The organism is Pusillimonas sp. MFBS29 (genome assembly GCF_020687695.1).
In the GTDB taxonomy this organism is placed as follows: domain Bacteria; phylum Pseudomonadota; class Gammaproteobacteria; order Burkholderiales; family Burkholderiaceae_B; genus Pusillimonas_C.
Genome location: NZ_JAJEWL010000001.1, coordinates 417,254 through 436,060, shown reverse-complemented (window position 1 = coordinate 436,060; position 18,807 = coordinate 417,254). Strand labels below are relative to the sequence as shown.

Genomic DNA, 18,807 nt, shown 5'->3' with positions numbered 1-18,807 from the left:
CGTAGGCGCCTCGCGCACGCCGTTCAATTCACGCTGACCGGAGAGGCAAGATCGCAGTTGTGTGAGCGCCGGTTTTCGGGCCACCGGCCCGACGGCGCGAGTTCTGCGATCGCTCCGGGCAGCGTGAATTGAACGGGAAACCCCGGCGCAGCCGGGGTCGTGGCGCGTGAAGCCGGAGTGGCCCCAGCCACATGTGCCTTTATTTAGAACGGGGTAATATCCATCCGCGAACGCCTCTTCGGACCGCCATAAATCCCCGGTGATCAGGAAACCTGCTCGGTCACCTTCTGCGCATTCCCCAGTCCCAGATAACTTTCGATAACCCTCGGATTGCCCGCCAGCTCTTTGGCCTTGCCTTCCAGGATCACCTCCCCCGTTTCCAGCACATAGCCATAATCGGCCACCTGCAACGCCGCACGGGCGTTCTGCTCGACCAGCAGAATTGCCACACCCGTACTGCGTAAACGCGCAATAATCTGGAAAATCTCACGGACAATACGCGGTGCCAGGCCCAGACTGGGTTCGTCGAGCATCAGCAATTGCGGCTGCGCCATCAGTGCGCGACCCACAGCCAGCATCTGGCGTTCACCACCTGACAACGTTCCCGCCTGCTGCGTACGGCGCTCGCGCAAACGCGGGAACAAATCATAAACCTCGTCTATCGTTGCCTTCCAGCCATGCTTGCCGGCACGATACAAACGAAAACCGCCAAGCAGCAAGTTATCTTCGACTGTCATGCTGCCAAACAGCTCACGCCGCTCGGGTACCAGCGAAATACCATCGGAAACACGCCGCTCAACCTGCCAGGAACCGATCTCGGAGCCCAGATACTGCACCGAACCCGTGCAGCTGCCCGTTGCAGGCAAGGCACCCATGATCGAATTGAGCAACGTTGACTTGCCCGCGCCGTTGCCGCCAATGACCGTGACAATGCTGCCCCGGGTTACCGCGATGCTGGCGCCCGCCACAGCAGTGACCTTGCCATAACGGGCCGTCAGGTCAGTTACCTGCAAGATAGGATGCCTGGGCTTGTTCGTACTCATAGTGCCCCCGCGCCTACGGTTGCCCCAGCGGTCGGCTGGGCGGTGTCTTCATCAAAATCAAAATCATCATCGATGCCACCCAGATAGGCTTCAAGCACGGCCGGATGCTTTTGAATATCAGCCGGCATGCCTTCCGCAATCTTGGTACCAAAATCCATGACGACCAGATGATCGGTCAGATTCATCACAAAATCCATGTCATGCTCAACCAGGAGAATGCTCATGCCCTCCTGGCGCAATTGATCGAGCACCTCGGCCAGTTCCTGCTTTTCCTTGTAACGCAGGCCGGCAGCAGGCTCGTCCAGCAACAGCAGGACGGGATCGGCCGCCAGCGCACGCGCAATTTCCAGAATGCGCTGCTGGCCCAGAGCCAGGTTGCCCGCTTGTTCGTACAAGTAATCTCCCAGGCCTACGCGCTCAAGTTGCTTGGCCGCCTCGTGCAACAGCTCGGCTTCCTGACGTCGCTCCGTATGCAGCGCGGCTGACAGTACGCCTACGTTACTGCGCAAATGGGCACCCAGCGCCACGTTCTCGAGCACTGTCATGGTGGGCAGCAGCTGTACGTGCTGGAATGTTCGTCCGACACCCCGCTTGGCGATATCGCGCGCCGACAAAGTATCGAGGCGGTCGTCGAGAAAGCGTACCTTGCCGCGCGTTGCAGGCAACACGCCGGTAATAAGATTGAAGGTCGTACTTTTGCCGGCGCCGTTGGGGCCGATCAAACCCATGATCTCGCCCGCCTTCAGACGGAAGCTGATGTCATTGACTGCAACCAGACCGCCAAATTCCTTGCGGATCGCGTCGACCTCGAGCACCAGCGTTCCTTTTTCGGGGCGCCGGCGTTGAGGCAACGCCTGAGCGGGCGCCGGTGGAGCAATGCGCCGCCTTTCGGTCCGGCCGGTCAGTATCGACCACCATGACGCCAGTATCGGCCACACGCCATCACGCGCATATTGCAAAACCAATATCATCAGTACGCCGAATACAATCAGCTCGAAGTTGGCAGTGGTATCAAGAATCTTGGGCAGTACGTTCTGCAGCTGATCCTTAAGGGTCAGGATGAGTCCTGAGCCCACGACCGCACCCCACACGTTGCCCGCACCGCCCACTACAGCCATGAACAGGTATTCAATGCCGTAGTTCAAACCGAAGGGACTGGGGCTTACGGCACGCTGCATGTGCGCATACAGCCAACCCGAAATGCTGGCCAGCAATGCCGCATAGACAAAAATAATGACTTTATAGGCAGCCATGTTGATGCCAAAGGACTCGGCCATGCCACCGCCAGACTTCAGGGCGCGTATGGCTCGCCCGGGCCGCGAGTCAAGCAGGTTGCGCGTGGTCCACATGGACAGCAGCACAAAGGCCCAGATCAGATAGTAAATATGCCGCCCCTGGCCCAGCGAGAATCCGAAGATCTCTATGGGTTCAATACCCGCAATGCCGTCGTATTGACCCAGAAAGCTCATGTTGCCAAACAGGTAGTACAAAGACAGACACCAGGCAATGGTGCCCAATGGCAGGTAGTGCCCCGACAGGCGCAAGGTGATGGCCCCCAGCACATAGGACACCACGAACGTAATTACAAGCCCCAGGAAAAGGGTCAGCCAGGGCGACAAGCCCAGGTCGGTCGTCAGTACGGCAGTGGTATAGGCGCCGATGCCCACAAAGGCTGCCTGGCCGAAGGAAGTCAGCCCGCCTATGCCGGTAAGCAGAATCAACCCCAGCACTACCAGGCTGGACAGGCCAATGTAATTAAGATGTGTGATCCAGAATTCAGGCGTGGCAGACAACAAGGGCAGCGCAGCCAGCAGCAGGACGACAGCGATCAGCAGAATACGGTTCATGGGCTTACTCCTCGTCCTCGATGTGGTGGCTGCCAAACGAACGCCACAACAACACTGGAATGATCAGCGTAAACACAATGACCTCTTTGTAGGCACTGGCCCAGAACGAAGAAAAGGCTTCGAGTATGCCGACGAACAAAGCCCCGCCGGCCGCAATGGGATAGCTGACCAGCCCGCCGAAAATCGCTGCCACAAAGCCTTTCAGGCCAATCAGGAAGCCCGTATCGTAGTAAACGGTGGTAACCGGCGCGATCAGCATGCCCGACAAGGCGCCGATGGCAGCCGCCAGGGTGAAGGTCAGGCTACCCGACATATTGGTGCTGATGCCCACCAGTCGTGCACCACGCCGATTGACCGCGGTTGCCCTTAAGGCCCGGCCATAGAGCGTTCTGCCGAAAAATATCCAGAGTCCGAGTATCAGCACCAGACAGGTACCGAGTACAAAAAACGTTTGTGCCGACCAGCTGACGGGCCCCATTTGTATTTCGCCTTCCATGAAGGGGGGTGTGCGCCAGCCTTCCGCGCCAAAGAAAACCAGTGCGAGGCCGGTCAGGGCAAAGTGCACCGCCACAGAAATGATCAGCAATACCAGCACGCTGGCTTCGGCTACGGGCTGATAGGCCAGGCGATACAGCATGGGCCCCAGGGGAATGACCAGAGCAAGAGAGAACAGCACGTTGATCCACAAGGACGTATCTGTGCTTACGACATAAGGGGCAAGGAAATACAGGACAAGGGGCAGCAACAGAGTCCAGGCAAAGGTTTTGCCTATACCGCTCCAGTTGCGACTGCGTGCCGCCGACAGGCATTCGACTGCAAACACCAGTGCGCCGATGATCAGCAGCAGATTGACGGTGCCTGGCATTCGTCCGTTAACCATGAAAGCGAGCGTCAGGGCACCAAAGGCTACGAATTCGCCTTGCGGAATGAAAATGACGCGTGTTACGACGAACACCAGCACCAAAGCCAAGCCCAGCAAGGCATAGATGGCGCCGTTCATGACGCCATCCTGCAACAAAATCAGTACTATCGTTGTATCCATTCCGGACCAGCCATCACGTTGGGAAAAGAAACGCTCCGCGCTTCAATCCGAAATATCAATCCAGCCGTCCGCTGCCGCGCAAGGCCGGATTGAAAGCGAGCAACCTTATAGATCAGGCTGGTAGGTCCATTTGCCGTCGACGACCTTGACAATAACGCGGGCGCGTTCATCGAAGCCGGCGTGATCGGTTGGGCTCATGTTGAAGACACCTTGCGATGCAGGAAGATCCTTGACTTGCTCGAGCGCGTCGCGCAAGGCTTTGCGGAACTCGGCCGTGCCCGGCTTGGCACCCGTTTTCAGAGCTGCGGGGATTGCGGTTGAAACCAGCAGGCCGGCATCCCACATATGGCCACCAAAGGTGTTGATGGTGCCTTCACCATATTTGGCTTCGTACTTGGATTTGTACTCGAGTGCGCTTTTCTTGACCACGTTGCTGTCGGGGAGCTGGTCGGCGACCAGCAAGGGACCGGCAGGAAGGATCATGTCGTTGCAATCTTTACCACATACGCGCAGCACGTCGTTGTTGGCCGCACCGTGGGTTTGATACATGATGCCCTTGTAGCCGCGGCTCTTGAGTTCGCGCTGTGGCAAGGCTACCGGTGTGCCCGAACCGGCCACCAGAATACCGTCGGGCTTGGCCGCAACCAGCTTCAGCGCCTGACCCGTAACACTGGTGTCAGTGCGGCCGTAGCGTTCGACAGCCACCATTTCGATGCCCTTGGCCTTGGCGGCCGCGGTCATCACATTGAGCCAGCCCTCGCCGTAGGCGTCGTTGTAACCGATGAAGCCCAGCTTCTTGATGCCTTGCTTGGCCATGGCGTCGGCCAATGCACCCGCCATCAACTGGTCGTTCTGGGGCGTTTTGAATACCCACTGACGCGGGCCTTCAACGGGTTCGACGATTTTGGCGTTGGCAGCCACACTGATCATGGGCGTTTTGGTTTCACCAGCCACGTCGACCATGGCCAGCGAGCCAGGCGTGACCGACGTGCCGATGATCACATCGACGTTGTCATCAGTAATCAGCTTGCGCATGTTCTTGACGGCTACCGTGGTGTCGGTGCCGTCGTCGAGCACGATGTATTCAATTTTCTGACCGGCGACCTCGGTGGGCAGCAGCGCCACCGTATTGCGCTCGGGGATACCCAGCGATGCCGCCGGCCCGGTACTTGCAACGGTCACACCGACCTTGATCTGGGCTGAAGCGAGCAGGGGCATGGCCAGGGCCACAGCGCCGGCAACTACCGAAAGCCTGATTGACTGATTCATTTTCATTGATTGTCTCCGTGGTAGACGGTAGCCGCCATCAGAAGTGGTAGCCGGCCTTAAAAAGTTGTTATTCAGAAAGTTATACAGAATCTGCTCTGTTTGTGAAATAAGAGTATCACTTTAAATCAAGGAAAAACTATTAGTGTTTTCCTGATATGGATTAAGAAACTACAGGGAAAACAGCGTGTAAACGCTGAAATATGGCGCACCTCGCCGTACGAAAACAGCAGACGGACGACCCGGCATTATCGATAAAATCAATAGACAAGTCTTTTAGGGGATTCCCTGCATCACCGTGCAGCTGCCAGGCTTCCCCCTAACACATGACCAAAAATAAACTGAAACGCCTGCAACTTATTCATGTTCCGAAAGTCGATTAACATGGCAGATGGAAAAACTCATGCTTTTAAGGTATTGATGTGAACAAAATCACCAAGAGCGACGCACAATGGCGCGCCGAGCTTACTCCGGAAGAATACGTGGTTGCACGTCAGAAAGGCACCGAACGGCCTTTCAGCGGGCGCTACTGGAACACCACCGATGCCGGCATTTACCGCTGCGTGGGCTGTGGCACCGCCCTGTTCGCCTCAGACACCAAGTTTGACGCCGGTTGCGGCTGGCCCAGCTATTTCCAGGCCCTGGATCCCGATAACGTCCGCGAGGAAACCGACACCAGCCACGGCATGGTCCGCACAGAGGTTCTGTGCAATATCTGTGACTCTCACCTCGGGCACGTCTTTCCCGATGGCCCTCCGCCCACCGGCCTGCGCTACTGCATCAATTCCGTCTCGCTCACCTTCGAGCCCGCGTAATGAAAAAATTCCTGTTCGACTTATTTCCGCTGATCCTGTTTTTCCTGGCGTTCAAGTTTTCGGATATTTATACGGCGACCGCAGTGGCTATTGCCGCCGGCGTCGGGCAATTCATCTGGCTTAAGGCCACCGGCAAAGCCATAGAAGCCACACACTGGATCAACCTTTCCGTCATCGTGATCTTCGGCGGGGCAACGCTGTTTTTTCACAACGATGCCTTCATCAAGTGGAAACCGACCGTCCTGTATTGGCTGTTCGCAGCGATCCTGATTGGCGGCAAGCTTTTTTTCGGCCGCAATCTCATGCATAAGCTGATGGGCGGCAAAGTTGAAATGCCTGCCGTCGTCTGGGACAAGCTCAACTACAGCTGGTCCGCCTTCTTTTTCCTGTCGGGCGCCCTGAATCTGTATGTAGCGTTTTCTGGCAACTTCACTGAAGCACAATGGGTTAACTTCAAAGTATTCGGCCTGATGGCCCTGCTGCTTGTGTTTGTGATTGTGCAATCCATCTGGCTGGGCAAGCACATGAAAGACGATGCATCGAATACACTTGCCGGCCCCACCGACTCCAAGGAGCACTCATAATGTCGGAAGAGCGCAAGCAATTGCTTACCGAGAGGCTGCAGGCCCTGCAACCCACTCACTTTGACCTCGTCGATGAGTCTCACCTGCATGCAGGCCATGCCGGCAGCAAAGACGGGGCCAGCCACTTTCGTCTGTACATCTGGTCACCCCAATTCACAGGACTTTCAACGCTTGCGCGCCACAGACTTGTGTATGATCGCGTTCACGACCTGATGCCTTACCCGATTCACGCCTTGGCCATCATCGCCAAAGAAAATTTTTGAAAGCCTAAAGGAATTACATGAAACGACTCGCTGTACTGGCTGCTGCATGCGCCATTGCCATCCCCGCTTATGCGCAAACCGTTGCCACGGTCAATGGCAAGGCCATCACGCAAGATAAACTCGACCAATTCGTGGCGCTGCTTGTTCAGCAAGGTGCCCAGGACACTCCCGAGCTGCGCACCCAGGTCAAGCAGGAAATGGTCAACCGCCTGGTAGCGGTGCAGGCTGCCGAGAAGGCAGGCATAGACAAGCAGGCCGACGTCAAGCAGGAAATAGAACTGGCACGCCAGGGTATCCTGGTGCGCGCACTCATGGCTGATCAATTGAAGAAGAATCCGGTCACCGATGCCAAGATCCAGGCTGAATATGACAAGATCAAAGGTCTGCAAGCCGGCAAGCAGGAATACAAGGTACGTCACATTCTGGTCAAGGAGCAAAAGGCTGCCGAAGATCTGATCGCATCAATCAAAGCCAAGAAGGTCACTTTTGAAGATGCTGCCAAGAAAGATTCTATCGATCCCGGCAGTGGCAAGAACGGTGGAGACCTGGGCTGGGCTCCGTCCAGCAACTATGTCCCCGAGTTTGCCCAGGCAGTCGAAAAGCTGAAAAAGGGTGAAATGAGTGCCGCTCCTGTGCAGAGCCAGTTCGGTTGGCATATTATCCAGGTCGACGATGCCCGCGACGTCAAGTTCCCTGAGCTGGCCGAGGTCAAGCCTCAAATCGAGGAAATGCTGCGTCAGCAACAACTGGCTGAGTTCCAGGACAAACTGATGAAGGATGCCGACATCAAGTAACGAACAGTCGGTATGGTATTCAGGCCTCTGTGTTGTTTGCAGAGGCCTTTTTTATGCATGGGCCACTTTGCTGAGCTTGAACTGAGCTCTTATGTGGGGTAGCCGTCGCCATGGGGGTATGGGGCAACGCCGGCCCGTCCTGCGGTCAGTCTGCTGCGCAGCCTGACTTCCCGCATCTGCCTCGTCCAAGTGGGCGTCGGGCGAACTCCCTACGCTACGCTCCGGTCAAACAGCGCCCGACGACAGCCCCCACCTTCCCTTCGTCAGCATGCGGCGCTGGCCGAACGGCCGGCTTATGCCCCATACCCCCATGGCGACGGCCGGTACAACCCACATCGTGACTCCGAACTCGGGGCCAGAGCCGGCGCCTGGTCCAGCACCAGAGTCAGTGCCAAGACTGGGCCAGACGCAGGCACAGACCAGGTCCAGGGCTCACGCCGCCAATGACCTCCCGACATTCATGTACTAAAAAGCCATGCGTATCAGGGGTTGTGGAGGCGCCTCGCCTGCCCCGCATAAATCGGGTATCCCTGGCGCAACGCAGCCAGGGACGTAGCGCGTGAAGCCGGAACGGCCCCTGATACGCATGGCTTTCTTAAGTACCGAATATCAGGGAGATTACGAAACTCTGAGCATTGCCGGACTCCGGAACACTCCGGAGTTCCCGGCCAATCACCCGACTCCCAGCAACGCCTTCAACCCATCCTCATCAAGAACAGCCACCCCCAGCTCCGCCGCCTTGGTCAGCTTGCTGCCGGCCTCCTCGCCGGCCACCACATAGGCAGTCTTCCTGGAAACCGAGCCGCTGACCTTGCCGCCTGCGGCAAGGATATGCCGCGTCGCTTCATCACGCGTCCAGTTGGGCATGGTGCCTGTCAGCACCAGTGTCTTGCCCGCCAGGGGCAGGTCGGATCCCGAGGCCTGCTCCGGCGCCGAGGCATGCACACCTGCTTCAACCAGCTGCGTTATCACTTCACGGTTATGAGGCTCGCCGAAGAAATTCAGTATCGACGCCGCCACCACCATCCCCACATCATGCACCTGCAACAAGGCTGCCTCGTCGGCTGCCATCACAGCCTCCACCGAACCAAAATGCAAGGCCAGATCGCGCGCGGTGGTCTCGCCGACGTGACGTATACCCAGAGCGTAAAGCAAGCGCCCCAGATCGGGCGTACGCGCCTTGTCGAGCGCGGCCACCAGATTATCGGCGGACTTGCGTCCCATACGCTCGTAGGCCGCCAGCTCATCGCTGGTCAGTGTGAACAGATCTGCCAGTGACTTTACTCGACCACTGTCGACCAGTTGCTCGACCAGCTTTTCACCCAGGCCGTCGATATCAAGCGCCTTGCGACCCGCAGCATGACTGAGACTTTGCTTGCGCTGAGCCGCGCAGAACAAACCACCGGTACAGCGCGAGACGGCTTCGTCTTCAGGGCGCTCTATCGCTGAACCGCACACTGGACACTCAGTCGGCATGACAAACAGACTGGTGCCGGGCGGACGCAGGTCCAGCACCGGCGCCAGCACCTCGGGAATAACATCGCCGGCTCTGCGGACCACAACCGTGTCCCCTACCCGGACGTCCTTGCGACGTATCTCGTCTTCATTGTGCAGCGTGGCGTTGGTCACCGTGACACCGCCTACAAATACCGGCTCAAGCCGGGCTACCGGGGTGATGGCACCAGTACGACCCACCTGCACTTCTATGCTCAGCAATCGTGTGGTTTCTTCCTGCGCAGGAAACTTGTGGGCAACCGCAAAACGCGGCGCGCGGGCCACATAGCCCAGCACTTCCTGCGCCTGCAGCGAGTCCACCTTGTAGACCACGCCATCGATATCAAAAGGCAAGGTACTGCGGGTCTCGCCAATATGTCTGTAATACTCCAGCAAGCCTTCCGCACCACAAACCAGTTTGCGCGTATCACTTACCGGCAAGCCCAGGGCCTGCAGCCAATCGAGCATCTGCGCATGGGTCTTGCGAGGCATGTCCGGGCTGCCCGACTCCTGGCGAAATACTTCCAGCTGGCCATCGTGGACCTTGCGGATTTCACCCCAGCCATAGGCATAGAAACGTAGTGGCCGTTTGGCAGTAATGCGCGGATCAAGCTGGCGCAGGCTGCCCGCCGCGGCATTGCGCGGATTGACGAAAACCTTGTCACCGCGTTCTTGCTGAGCCTGATTCAGTTTTTCGAAATCGCGCCGGTTCATCAAGACTTCACCCCGCACTTCCAGCACCTGCGGGTAATCGCCTTTCAGCTTGAGGGGGACCGAGCGCAAGGTACGGATATTGCTGGTGATGTCTTCACCCGTCTGGCCATCGCCACGCGTAGCAGCTTGCACCAGCTTGCCGTCTTCGTAGCGCAGGCTCACCGCCAGGCCGTCGAATTTGAGTTCGGCCATATACTGCACCTGATCCTCGGCCCGGGCCAGCCCGGCGCCGTACAGCGTGTCGAACACACGCTTGCTGAAGGCCTGCACATCCTCCTCTTCGAACGCATTGCCCAGCGATCGCATCGGAACCGCGTGCCGGATGCTGCCCAGGGCCGACACCGGCTGCGCGCCTACACGCTGTGTGGGTGATTCGGGTGTAATCAATTCAGGATGCGCCTGCTCCAACGCTATCAGGCTGTTCATCAGCTTGTCGTAGGCCGCATCGGAAACCACCGGTGCATCCAGCACATAGTAGCGGTGATTGTGCTCGTTGATTTCCGCCCGCAAGGCCTCAGCCTGCTGGGCCGGTGTACTTTCCTGCATGGAATTTGTCACGAAAAAACCCGTACCGTGCGCTCTGTACCGGCCTCGAAACCTACCTGCCCCAGCTTGCCATACAGCTCGAGCAGCTGTGCATCGATAGCCTGGTCGGAGTTATCGGACACCAGATGACCCTGGTCATCCAGCAGTTCCGCCTTCAGACGACGTGACAGGTCGCGCCCGACGCTGGCCATGCGGCTGAAAGCCTGCTCATCGGCCGGGCTGTTGGGCAGGTCCAGCAGCAAATCGACACGGCTCACACTGGCCGATGGGGCATCCAGCGCTGGAGCGCCGTCAAGCAGCGCGGTAAAGCGTGGCAAGCCGGTGTCAGACATCCAGGCCAGCTGTTGCCCGTAAGGCAGGAAGCCCACTTCCTTGAGCACGCTGGATACTTCCGCAACAGTCAGGACGTCCTGCAGACGCAGAACCAGGCCCACTTGTGCATCAAGCGCTGCACAAAGCGCGTCGAGTTCCTGTGCGCGTGACAACACCTCGTCTTGCTCAGGCGCTTCGATGGCGCCGTCGAAACGTTCAGCCAGGCCCTGAGCCGCCGTCCAGAGTTGCGACCACTCGATGTCAGTCAGCGGACCGCTGCGATTGGCCAGCTGTACCGCCAGCTGCATGGACACGTAGGACTCTCCTGGCCGCAAGCGTGCGCGATGCCCGCCGCCTTCGCGTTCAGCGAAGATCCGCACCGCCTTGCTGCCCGGCTTGAGCAAGGACTGCAAGGCAGCATGCAGCGACGCACTGGGTACGGCCTGCGCAAAAGCAATGTCGATCACGACCTCTGTGGCGGAATCGACCTCTGCAGCATCATCGGCCTGGGTTTCCTCTTCGGGCGGACGTATGCCCAGACCCGGCTCACGACGGCCCTGCGACGCTGTACTGCCACCCATGAGTGGATCATGCTCGCGCTCGGGAAAATGCTCCTGCATTTTCCTGCGTACCTGCAAATCCTGCCACCAATTAAAGAGCAGCACGATCAGGATCAAGGCAATACCAAGAATAATCAAACCAATCTGCAAGTCGCTCATTATCAGCCTCGCCGTATCATCAAACGTTTACTCGTGTTCATCTCAGGCCTCAGCCAGTTGCAGTGCAGAGTCTATGTCAACCGCAACAATGCGCGAAACCCCCTGCTCCTGCATGGTAACGCCGACCAGTTGCCTGGCCATCTGCATGGCAATTTTATTATGCGATATGAACAGGAACTGCGTCTGTTCACTCATGCTGCTGACCAGGTTCGCATAACGCTCGGTATTGGCATCATCAAGCGGCGCGTCCACCTCGTCGAGCAAGCAAAACGGTGCCGGATTCAGCTTGAACAAAGCGAAAACCAATGCCGTGGCGGTCAGCGCCTTCTCGCCCCCCGAAAGCAGGTGTATGGTGCTGTTGCGCTTGCCCGGCGGCTGCGCCATGACCTGCACGCCGGCATCGAGGATCTCGTCGCCGGTAATCGACAGTTTGGCCTCTCCGCCACCGAATAGACGCGGAAACAAATCGCCGAAATGGCCGTTCACGGTGTCGAAGGTCTCTTGCAGCAGTGCACGCGTTTCCCGATCGATCTTGCGTATCGCATCTTCCAGTGTTTCGATGGCAAGCGTCAGGTCTTCATGCTGTGCATCCAGAAAGCCCTTGCGCTCGCGCGAGGCATTCAGCTCATCCAGGGCAGCCAGGTTCACTGAACCAAGCGCCTCGATAGCGCGTGAAATCCTTTGCACTTCGGACTGCAGCCAGTTGGCACGACGCCACTCTTCCGGCTGCTCGGCCAGGAACTGATGCAGCTGCTCGCGATCGACCTCATGGCCGTCGAGCTGCTCGGCGAACTGCTCTATGGCCAGGCGTGCAGCTTGCTCCTGCAACTGCAGCTCCATGATGCGGGCACGGCGCGGCTCGAGTGAACGTTCCATCGAAACGCGTTCCTCATCGGCACTACGCAAATCTGCAGCCAGGTTGTCAAGTTCAACACGGGCGAGATTCAGGGCTTCTTCCCGTTCCAGGCGCAGCGCCAGCGCCTCTTGCAAGCCGGCCTGGGAGGCCGAGGCATCCAGCTCGAACAGCTCGCCCTGCAGGCCTTCGAGCTCATCGTGGGCTCGCTGTGCCTGGTCTTTGGCCAACTGCAGATTGCGTCGCAAGTCGGCAATACGGGTTTGCAAGGCACGCTCGGCATACTCGGCCTCGTGCACGCTGCGCTCAAGATCACGCAATACTTGTCTGGCCCGCTCAGCCTCTTCCTGCAGACCTTCACCCGAGATCTCTGCGTCGGAGAAGCGCATCTGATGTTCGCCCAACTGAACATCCAGCTCCTCGAAGCGGGCCTCGGCCTCTTCCTTGGTTGCCATCAGCTCTTCGGTTTGAAGCTTTATCTCGGCCAGGTCTTCGTGGATGCGCCCGGCCCGCTCATGCGACTGCTCGGCCTGCTGCCTGACCTTGGAATACTCGAGCTGCACATCGTGCAAACGACGTGTCAGTTCAGCCACCCTTTGCCGGGCCGGCACCAACGATGCGGACGCCTGCTGCCAGGCGCTTTCGGCGCGGCTCACCTGCCCTATGGTTTCATCGGCGATGAGCTGACGGGCCTTGAGATCACGCTGCAGGTTCTCGATTTCCTGCTGGCGTGCCAACAGGCCCTCTTGCTCGGAATCTGCGGCATAGAACCGTATGCTGTGCCGATCGACCAGGTGCCCGCCACGTACAACAAACAACCCGCCCGCCGGCAGTTCCGAGCGCTGCGCCAGGGCCTGATCGATATCGTCACAGACATACACATGGCTTAACCAGTCGTTCAACAGGGCCAGTAATTCGGGTTCGCTAACGCGCAGCAAACTCGCCAGCGCCTGTCTGCCCGGCACGGATGCAGGAGCAGATGCCGTAGCAGACAACTGATAGAAAGCCAGCCGTGACGGCGGAGGATCACCGGCAAAGGCACGGGCATGCTCGAGCTGACGCAGCTCCAGGCCGGCCATACGTTCGCGCAGCACAGCCTCCAGGGCGGTTTCCCAGCCTGGCTCGATATGCAGTTTTTGCCATAAGCGGCCCAGGCCATTCAATTCGTGATGCGCCAGCCAGGGCTCGAGCGCGCCCTGCTTCTGGACATCTTCCTGCAACTTGCTCAAGGCCGACAAGCGGGCGTCCAGGCGCGACACCGCCTGGGACTCGGTCTGCGCAAGCGCCTGCGCCTGACGGCGTTGCTCGTCCAGCTCAGGCAGGCGTTCTTCCTGCTCAAGTAACTGTGCTTGCGCCTCTTCCAGCTGCTCCTGCAGGGCTGCGCTGTCGCCGGCCAGCCGTTCAACGTTTTCAGGATCCGGCGCATTCAAGTCGCGCAATTCCTGATTCAGGCGCTCCTGACGCTGCTCCAGCGCCTGCAACTGCCGGTCGGCCTCGCGCTGGGACTGCGCCACCAGCGCGAGTTCCTGTTCTACCTTGGCCAGCCCGACACGCATTTCATCGCGGGAAAGCGCGGCTGCGCGTACTTTGCTTTCCATATCGGGCAAGCGAGCCTGGGCTTCGTCAACCTGCCCGCGCAGTTCTTCAGTGCGCGCCGCGGCAACCTCCTGGTCGGCTTCGGCCTGCTCGATCTGCTCGGTGCAATGCGTCTGTTGATCAGACCATTCCTGCATTTGCTGCTGCAGCTGGCCACGACGCGACTGCACGCGGTTGCGCGCATCGACCACATGGCGGATCTCGGCCTCGAGGCGGCTGACCTGGGCCCCGGCCTCGAAAAGCAGGCCTTGTGCGGCATGCACGGCATCACCGGCGGCGTAATGGGCCTGCCGGCGCGATTCCAGCGCAGCCTCACCGGCGCGCAAGCCCGCCGTGGCCGCTTCCAGCTCGGTCTGGGCCTGCTCGATAGCCAGGAACTTGCTTTTCTGGTCTTCCCGGGCCTTGTCTTCTTTCAGCAGCCACAAGGCATGTTGCTTTTGCTCGCCGTCTTCCTGCAACGCCCTGTATTGCGTTGCGACCTGTGCCTGCGACTCGAGCTTTTCAAGCTGATTGCCCAGTTCGCGCAGGATATCTTCGACCCGAGTCAAATTCTCGCGCGTGTCACCCAGGCGATTTTCCGTTTCGCGTCGCCGCTCTTTATAGCGCGACACGCCTGCCGCTTCTTCAAGAAAAACCCTCAATTCTTCGGGGCGAGCCTCAATCAGGCGGTTGATCATGCCCTGGCCGATAATGGCATAGCCACGGGCTCCCAGGCCGGTACCCAGGAAAATGTCGTGAATATCGCGCCTGCGTACCTGCTGATTGTTGATCAGATAGCTGCTGGTGCCGTCGCGGGTAAGCACACGACGGACGGCAATTTCAGAGTATGTGCTCCATTGCCCGGCCGCCCGGCCTTCGCTGTTGTCAAAGACCAGCTCGACGGAAGCGCGTGCAGCCGGCTTGCGCTGGCCAGAACCGTTGAAAATGACGTCCTGCATGGACTCGCCACGCAGTTCGGACGCTTTGCTTTCGCCCAGCACCCAGCGAACCGCATCGATAATGTTGGATTTACCACAGCCGTTGGGCCCCACGACGCCAACCAACTGGCTGGGCGTAGGAATGACTGTCGGTTCGACAAAGGATTTGAAACCGGCTAGTTTTATCTGGGTCAGACGCACAATAAGCGAGCAATGAAAAAAGTCGGCGGCCCCTGCCGCTACGGACAGGGGAGCTGCAAAAGCAAATAACGGACAGTACTTTCATTCTGTTCGACAACCGGTTCGTATGATAACGCACCCGGTGGCTCATACTCGTCCTGCAAGCAAACTGCGCTATGATTTTCCGTTTATGCTGGCCGTAGTCGCTATACTCACCAACATTTAGTTGCCATTGAAAGCAAGCGCTACACCTTACAACACGAGTCGGGATCCCCATTGAAACGAGGCTTTTATCTGGTCATGATCTCCCAGGCGTTATCGTCTGTGGCTGACAACGCGCTGCTGATCGCTGCCATAGCCCTGATCGCCGACCTGCATGGGCCCGACTGGATGGCTCCCATGATGAAATGGTGGTTCGCGCTGGCATATGTCGTGCTCGCCGCCTTCGTTGGCGCTTTTGCGGACTCCTTCCCGAAAGGCCGCGTCATGTTCATCACCAACGCCATCAAGGTAACGGGTTGTTTGCTGATGTTCAATTATCAAAACTTCGGCGCCAGCCATACCGACCAGCTTTTGCTGGTATTTTGTGCCTACACCCTGGTGGGCATAGGCGCGGCGGCCTACTCGCCGGCCAAATACGGCATCGTTACCGAAATGCTCCCGCCCGAGCAGCTCGTCAAGGGCAATAGCTGGATAGAAGGCCTGACCGTGCTGTCCATCATCATAGGCACGGTACTGGGCGGCATACTGATCCATCCAACCGTCTCGGCGGCCCTGCAATCACACGCCTGGATACACCATCTGGCCGAGACTCGAACCGAGGCAGCCATTCTGGTCATTGCCGTGGTGTACTTCCTGGCCGCCGGCACCAATTTGCTGATACCGCGCACCAACGTGCGCTACCCACGCCAGCAGACCAATCCGCTGAAGCTGATCGGTGAATTCAAAAAATATATTCGCATTCTCTGGCGCGACAAGCTGGGGCAGATATCGCTGGCAGTCACCACACTGTTCTGGGGTGCCGGAGCCACTCTGCAATTCATTGTCATTGAATGGGGCGCCCAGCATCTGGGCTACCGGCTTGATCAGGCATCCATACTGATGGGCGTGGCCGCCGTAGGAACGGTGGGCGGCTCGATACTGGCCGGGCGTGTTCCGCTAAAACGGGCGCTTGCTGTATTACCCATGGGGGTCGTCATGGGCTTCACCGTAATGCTCATGCCTATCGTGCATGAAACATGGGCGGTATACAGCGTTCTGCTGCTCATTGGCGGTTTGTCTGGCTTTTTTGTGGTGCCCATGAATGCGCTGCTGCAGCATCGAGGCCACGTGCTGCTGTCGGCCGGGCACTCTATTGCAGTACAAAACTTCAATGAACAGCTGAATATCCTGCTGATGCTGGCCATCTACAGCCTGATGCTCTGGCTGAATCTGCCGATCAACGCCATCATCATCCTCTTCGGTCTGATGGTGTCCAGCCTGATGCTAGTGTTCATCTACTGGAACCGGCTCAATCACCGCGCCGATCCGGGCCTGACCAACACGATCGGACAGCATGGCCACGGACAGGCCCTGCGTCATTGAGGTTTGCCGATCAGCCCTGGCTGTCGGCCGCAGGCACAGCAGCCGCCAGGCTCAGATCACGCCAGGCATCGAGTTTGTGCTGCGGGCGCAACAGCAACGCCGCCGGATGATAGGTAACGATGACAGGAATGCTGCGCCCGTCTTCGCTGCGCATGGTGTGCTCTTTACCGCGCAGGGCCTCCAGATCATCCTCAACACCCAGCAAGGCTTGCGCAGCCAGCCCTCCCAGGGCCAGTATCCTGCGCGGAGCGATCAGGGCAATCTGGCGTTGCAGATAAGGCAGGCACGCGGCGATCTCTTCCGGCGTAGGCGTACGATTGCCCAGGGGCCGGCATTTGATCAGATTCGTATAAAAAACCGTCGTCTGGCCGGTTACTTGTATTGACGCGAGCATTGCCTGCAGCAACTGGCCCGCCTTGCCCTGGAACGGCAGTCCGGTACGGTCGTCAACGCTGCCAGGCGCCTCGCCAACCACCATCCACTCAGGTGCGCTCAGGGCTCCTGTACCCGCAACAGCGTGGCTGCGGCCCTTGTGCAATTCACAAGCCTGGCATTGCGCCACATGAGCAATCAGATCGTCCCAAACCTGCGGAATGGGTTGAGCCGGTTTTACAACCACAGCGGGTTCTGCGGGTTCAGCCTTTACGCGCCGCGGCAATATAGCCGTGACTTGAGGTGGCACCGGCTTGGGTACAGAAGGTTGCACCATGACCTGCGCGACCTGTTCCGTGGTGGACTCCGGCCCGGCAAGCGGCGCCACAAAGCGCGCAAGCATGCGCTTGTCGAGCCCAAGCTCTTGCAACCAGGCTTGCTGCAGCGGATTCAGGCGTGGCGCTTGCATATCGTGGATCACGCCAGCCTTTTCTGCATGACGCAGGCGTCTTCACGCTGACCGCCCGCCGCCGGATAGTAATCTTTACGCATGCCCAGTTGTTCAAACCCCCGATGACGATAAAAACACAAAGCCTGCTCGTTCGATGGCCGGACTTCAAGCACGATTGCAGGCAAGCCACGCTTCAAGGCTTCTTGTTCGCAGCGATGCAATAACTGCGCGCCCACACCGGTTCGCTGGCAGCCCGGATCCACTGCTATCACCAGCAAATGTGCCACATCTGGCGCAAACATCGACATGCAAAAGCCCACCACAGCGCCTGACTGCATGGCTACCCAGGCATCGTAGCCGGCCTTCAGGCCATCGGCGAAATTTCCGCGTGTCCAGGGGAAAGCCTGCACGGCCGCTTCGATACCGGCAACCGCGTCAAGATGAGACTCCTGCATGCGCTCGAGCACCTGGAACTGTTCAGGCGCCCTGGGATTGCCTCCGGCGCCCGCGTCGCGCTCAAGTGTGGTGTAGGCCACCTTGTCACGCACGTACAAGGGTGCCGCCAGATCCGGCGCAACGCTGCTTCCTTCCTGCCAGCGCTGCAGGGCCAGCCTGGCCACGCTGCTGACATCGGCACGCAACGCCCCGCCAACCTTCAGCCAGCTCCTGTCATCGGCCACCGCGGCTACCGCAGGGTACGCCTGTATGGCGTCGCCCAGCAAGCGGGCGCCACGGTCAGCACCCAGCCCCCATGTACCGGCGGCGAAATCCAGCCAGGCTCCCAACTGCCCTGCATCAATCAGGGTTGGCGCCTGCAATTCATCCCAGGTAGCCCGACCCGCCGTCAGGCCGGCCTGGTAGGCAGCCAGATAGACCTCGCCCATGCGGGCATCCTGGACCACAATCTGTACTGGCGCTGTTGCGGACAGAGCAACATGGTCGCGTGTGGCAACAGCCAGCAACGACGGTATGGGGATGACTGGCACGTTTAATGCAAACCCCATGCCCTGTGCCACGCCACAGGCAACACGCAAGCCGGTAAACCCCCCGGGCCCCTGGCCGAATGCCACGGCCGAGAGATGTTCGGGCCTGATTCCTGCCTGCTCCAACAATTCATCGACCATGGGCAGCATGCGTTCGGCATGCTCGGATACCGCGTCATGCTCGAGTACGTTCAGCGTGATGGCCCCATCGTCGACCCTGGACAGCAGTGCTACGCCGCACAGGCTGGATGAAGTTTCTAAGGCAAGAAGGTGTAAAGTCATAGGCAGGCATTTTAGTCTCAAGACCATTGCGGCAACAGGGACAGCTGCCTTGCGACAGAAACCATACCGCTCTCAGGTTTGAAAGTATAGAATAGCTTGCAATAGCCAGTAACACCCCGGTTTAAAGCAAGTTAAGTCAAGCATTTGCGC

Annotated in this window: 14 protein-coding genes; 5 read left to right on the top strand and 9 right to left on the bottom strand. The window is 58.7% G+C overall.

Annotated features, from left to right (window positions below; genetic code table 11):
• Positions 1–263 precede the first annotated feature (263 nt).
• The 4 genes from LKR43_RS02075 to LKR43_RS02060 all read right to left on the bottom strand — a co-directional run bounded on the left by LKR43_RS02075 (position 264) and on the right by LKR43_RS02060 (position 5,201).
• Complete coding sequence (locus LKR43_RS02075) at positions 264–1,043, bottom strand: ABC transporter ATP-binding protein (protein ID WP_227682177.1); 780 nt, start codon at positions 1,041–1,043, stop codon at positions 264–266.
• Positions 1,040–2,890, bottom strand: a complete 1,851-nt coding sequence (locus LKR43_RS02070; RefSeq protein WP_227682176.1) for an ATP-binding cassette domain-containing protein — start codon at positions 2,888–2,890, stop codon at positions 1,040–1,042. Before LKR43_RS02070 ends, LKR43_RS02075 begins: the two co-directional genes overlap by 4 nt.
• A gap of 4 nt (positions 2,891–2,894) precedes the next feature.
• Complete coding sequence (locus LKR43_RS02065) at positions 2,895–3,932, bottom strand: branched-chain amino acid ABC transporter permease (protein WP_227682175.1); 1,038 nt, start codon at positions 3,930–3,932, stop codon at positions 2,895–2,897.
• Between the two features lie 105 nt (positions 3,933–4,037).
• Positions 4,038–5,201, bottom strand: coding sequence for an ABC transporter substrate-binding protein (locus LKR43_RS02060; RefSeq protein WP_227682298.1), 1,164 nt, complete (start codon positions 5,199–5,201; stop codon positions 4,038–4,040).
• A 419-nt stretch (positions 5,202–5,620) separates the two neighbouring features.
• Here LKR43_RS02060 and msrB point away from each other — a divergent pair, with 419 nt between their 5' ends.
• The 4 genes from msrB to LKR43_RS02040 are packed head-to-tail and all read left to right on the top strand — an operon-like array spanning position 5,621 to position 7,654.
• Complete coding sequence (msrB, locus tag LKR43_RS02055) at positions 5,621–6,013, top strand: peptide-methionine (R)-S-oxide reductase MsrB (RefSeq protein ID WP_227682174.1); 393 nt, start codon at positions 5,621–5,623, stop codon at positions 6,011–6,013.
• Positions 6,013–6,597, top strand: coding sequence for a septation protein A (locus LKR43_RS02050; protein ID WP_227682173.1), 585 nt, complete (start codon positions 6,013–6,015; stop codon positions 6,595–6,597). The genes msrB and LKR43_RS02050 overlap by 1 nt, the downstream gene beginning before the upstream one ends.
• A complete protein-coding gene (locus LKR43_RS02045) occupies positions 6,597–6,860 on the top strand; it encodes a BolA family transcriptional regulator (protein ID WP_227682172.1) in 264 nt (87 codons plus the stop codon). Before LKR43_RS02050 ends, LKR43_RS02045 begins: the two co-directional genes overlap by 1 nt.
• A gap of 17 nt (positions 6,861–6,877) precedes the next feature.
• On the top strand, positions 6,878–7,654 hold the full coding sequence (locus LKR43_RS02040; RefSeq protein WP_227682171.1) for a peptidylprolyl isomerase: 777 nt from the start codon (positions 6,878–6,880) through the stop codon (positions 7,652–7,654).
• A 672-nt stretch (positions 7,655–8,326) separates the two neighbouring features.
• On the opposite strand, the gene ligA is transcribed toward LKR43_RS02040, so the two are convergent.
• The 3 genes from ligA to smc are packed head-to-tail and all read right to left on the bottom strand — an operon-like array spanning position 8,327 to position 15,006.
• Positions 8,327–10,408, bottom strand: coding sequence for an NAD-dependent DNA ligase LigA (gene ligA / locus LKR43_RS02035; protein ID WP_227682297.1), 2,082 nt, complete (start codon positions 10,406–10,408; stop codon positions 8,327–8,329).
• Positions 10,409–10,416: 8 nt separating this feature from the next.
• Positions 10,417–11,439, bottom strand: a complete 1,023-nt coding sequence (locus LKR43_RS02030; RefSeq protein WP_227682170.1) for a cell division protein ZipA C-terminal FtsZ-binding domain-containing protein — start codon at positions 11,437–11,439, stop codon at positions 10,417–10,419.
• A 42-nt stretch (positions 11,440–11,481) separates the two neighbouring features.
• Positions 11,482–15,006 (bottom strand): chromosome segregation protein SMC, encoded by a 3,525-nt coding sequence (smc, locus tag LKR43_RS02025; protein WP_227682169.1) that lies wholly within the window; start codon positions 15,004–15,006, stop codon positions 11,482–11,484.
• Positions 15,007–15,261: 255 nt separating this feature from the next.
• Here smc and lplT point away from each other — a divergent pair, with 255 nt between their 5' ends.
• Positions 15,262–16,569: a lysophospholipid transporter LplT gene (gene lplT, locus LKR43_RS02020; protein WP_227682168.1), complete on the top strand. Its 1,308-nt coding sequence runs from the start codon at positions 15,262–15,264 to the stop codon at positions 16,567–16,569.
• A gap of 10 nt (positions 16,570–16,579) precedes the next feature.
• On the opposite strand, the gene LKR43_RS02015 is transcribed toward lplT, so the two are convergent.
• The gene (locus LKR43_RS02015; RefSeq protein ID WP_227682167.1) at positions 16,580–17,410 is read right to left on the bottom strand and encodes a uracil-DNA glycosylase; all 831 of its coding nucleotides are present in this window, start codon (positions 17,408–17,410) and stop codon (positions 16,580–16,582) included.
• Between the two features lie 8 nt (positions 17,411–17,418).
• Positions 17,419–18,657 (bottom strand): tRNA (adenosine(37)-N6)-threonylcarbamoyltransferase complex dimerization subunit type 1 TsaB, encoded by a 1,239-nt coding sequence (gene tsaB / locus LKR43_RS02010; protein ID WP_227682166.1) that lies wholly within the window; start codon positions 18,655–18,657, stop codon positions 17,419–17,421.
• Positions 18,658–18,807: the final 150 nt, after the last annotated feature.

Excerpts from the sequence above, each read along its gene's own strand:
- LKR43_RS02050 (WP_227682173.1), top strand. The coding sequence starts at position 6,013 with ATGAAAAAATTCCTGTTCGACTTATTTCCGCTGATCCTGTTTTTCCTG.
- LKR43_RS02045 (WP_227682172.1), top strand. The coding sequence starts at position 6,597 with ATGTCGGAAGAGCGCAAGCAATTGCTTACCGAGAGGCTGCAGGCCCTG.
- LKR43_RS02060 (WP_227682298.1), bottom strand. The coding sequence starts at position 5,201 with ATGAATCAGTCAATCAGGCTTTCGGTAGTTGCCGGCGCTGTGGCCCTG.
- LKR43_RS02015 (WP_227682167.1), bottom strand. The coding sequence starts at position 17,410 with ATGCAAGCGCCACGCCTGAATCCGCTGCAGCAAGCCTGGTTGCAAGAG.
- LKR43_RS02075 (WP_227682177.1), bottom strand. The coding sequence starts at position 1,043 with ATGAGTACGAACAAGCCCAGGCATCCTATCTTGCAGGTAACTGACCTG.
- LKR43_RS02065 (WP_227682175.1), bottom strand. The coding sequence starts at position 3,932 with ATGGATACAACGATAGTACTGATTTTGTTGCAGGATGGCGTCATGAAC.
- LKR43_RS02030 (WP_227682170.1), bottom strand. The coding sequence starts at position 11,439 with ATGAGCGACTTGCAGATTGGTTTGATTATTCTTGGTATTGCCTTGATC.
- tsaB (WP_227682166.1), bottom strand. The coding sequence starts at position 18,657 with ATGACTTTACACCTTCTTGCCTTAGAAACTTCATCCAGCCTGTGCGGC.
- ligA (WP_227682297.1), bottom strand. The coding sequence starts at position 10,408 with ATGCAGGAAAGTACACCGGCCCAGCAGGCTGAGGCCTTGCGGGCGGAA.
- LKR43_RS02040 (WP_227682171.1), top strand. The coding sequence starts at position 6,878 with ATGAAACGACTCGCTGTACTGGCTGCTGCATGCGCCATTGCCATCCCC.
- LKR43_RS02070 (WP_227682176.1), bottom strand. The coding sequence starts at position 2,890 with ATGAACCGTATTCTGCTGATCGCTGTCGTCCTGCTGCTGGCTGCGCTG.